2 protein-coding genes are annotated in these 2064 nt (G+C 59.5%); both read left to right on the top strand.

Features of this window, described 5'->3' with window-relative positions:
* Positions 1-145: 145 nt before the first annotated feature.
* Entirely contained in the window at positions 146-1003 is an 858-nt protein-coding gene (locus NW856_RS14360; protein ID WP_011434279.1) for a phycobilisome rod-core linker polypeptide, read from the top strand.
* Between the two features lie 33 nt (positions 1004-1036).
* The gene (locus NW856_RS14355) at positions 1037-1867 is read left to right on the top strand and encodes a HEAT repeat domain-containing protein (protein ID WP_414400780.1); all 831 of its coding nucleotides are present in this window, start codon (positions 1037-1039) and stop codon (positions 1865-1867) included.
* Positions 1868-2064 lie beyond the last annotated feature (197 nt).

The following is a 2064-nucleotide window of genomic DNA, read 5'->3' as shown; positions in this document are numbered from 1 at the left end:
CCCTGCATTATTGCTCCGCAACGCCGACGCGACGACGCAACCAACACTTTAGGTGTGGGTGCAATGTCCTAGCTTGAATCGAAATGACCCTAAACGCAAGCTTGTTCTCAATCTGTGTCCATTCAGTTCAATCGGGGGAATTAGCATGAGTGCAATTACAGCGGCAAGCCGGATGGGGATCCGGGGCATTACGGAGACCACCCCACTGGAGTTGCGCCCCAACGCCAGCCAGGATCAGCTCAATGCGGTGCTGCGGGCCATCTACCGTCAGGTGCTGGGCAACGACCATTTGTTTGGGGCCGATAGGAAGGAGCTAGCCAGTGCGGAATCGCTGCTGCGCCAGGGCAGCCTGACGGTGCGGGAGTTTGTGCGATTGATCGCCAAGTCCGAAGCCTACAAAAAGCGGTTTTTCTACCCCAACTCGCAAACCCGGGCCATCGAGCTCAATTTCAAGCATCTGCTGGGACGCGCTCCCACCAGCCCCAAAGACATCGCCCGCCATTTGGACATCTACCAATCTGGCGGCCACAGCGCGGAGATCGATTCCTACATCGACAGCCCAGAATACCTAGAAGCTTTTGGAGACAACATCGTCCCCTACCCGCGTGGGTTTGAATACCGCAAGGCTCATTCCACCCGCGACTTTACCAATCTCTTCGCTCTCTACGGGGGCTACGCCAACAACGATCGCTCCCAAGGGCCCAGACCCCGTCTGATGATGCCTTTGGCCACCGGGTTTACCCCGGCCATTCGCCGCATTGGGGTGCGGGGCCTGCTGCCGCCCAGCCCCATTTCCAAACACCTGGGGCCGCCAACGGGCCAGTCGGATCGCATGTTCTGTGTGGAAGTGACCCGACTGCTGAATCCGCCTTCGGCGCTGGCCACTTCCAGCCGAGTGCGCAAATCCAACCAGCAGATTTTCGTCTCTGCCGATCAACTGTCGGCGACAATGCAGCGGTTGCTCAAATCGGGCGCCAAGATCGTCAGTGTCCGCAGCGCTTGATCCCTTCTCGGTGTCCTCTCCGTTGTTGATTCCATGACCACTGCTGTTCCTCTGGATCCCAATCCGTCGGTGGATCTCACCCCGGCTGGACAAATCGCCAAGCTGCGCCACGGGGATCCAGGGGAACGCTACTATGCGGCTTGGTGGCTGGGGCGCATGCGCATTGCCGAAGGGATCCCTGCCCTGATCGAGGCCCTGGCCGATGAAACGGATCGCACCGCTCAAGGGGGATATCCGCTGCGGCGCAACGCTGCTCGTGCTTTGGGTAAACTGGGATCCCTCGCCGGGATCCCTCCCCTGAAGGCGGCTTTGTCTTGCTCCGATGGCCAAGTGGTGGCAGCGGCTGCCCAGGCGCTGGTTGAGATTGCCCTTGCCAACAACCTCAACAGGGATCCCGACGAAGTGGAAAAGCTGGGATCCGCTTTACTAGAAGGGCTGCGCTTTGTGGAGCAAGGACTGCAGACGGAAGCCCAAGCCGCCATAGAGGCCATTATCGAGGCTCTTGGACAACTGCAGGTGGCTGCTGCCCTGGAGCCAATTCGTCCTTACCTAGAGCACACTTCCATTCGCTTGCAATGTGCGGCGGCGCGGGCCTGCTATCGTCTCACCGGGGATCCGGCCTTTGCCCAGCCTCTGCTGTCGGTGTTGGATCACGACAACATCCATCTGCGGCGGGCTGCCCTTTTGGATTTGGGGGCCAGTGGCTATTTGCCGGCAGCACAAGCCATTGCGGTGGCGGCGGTGGAGGTCAACCTGAAGCTTCTTGCCCTCAAACAGTTGGTGGAGATCAACCTGGAACAACATCAAAGGATCCCCGGTGCTGAGCTGCAGCAGGTGCTCCGGCTGATCGACGAGCTGCTGTGAGCGGTGGTGCTTCTGGGCCCTTGCTGTTCACATTAGCGGGACGGAGTCTTTTGCAACTGACCTATCAAGGCATTGCCCATGAGTTTGTGCATCCCTCTGCAGCGATTCAAAGCCGTCAGAATCTGTCCGCTCGGCACCAGGGTTGGGCTCCGTGGCTGTAGCACTGCCTCAGCTAGAAATCGCAGGAGCCCCGCACT

Source organism: Synechococcus sp. R3-13 (assembly GCF_047462195.1).
Classification (GTDB): Bacteria; Cyanobacteriota; Cyanobacteriia; order Thermostichales; family Thermostichaceae; genus Thermostichus.
The sequence above is the reverse complement of the archived record's forward strand: the minus strand, read 5'-3'. Positions and strand labels throughout refer to the sequence as shown.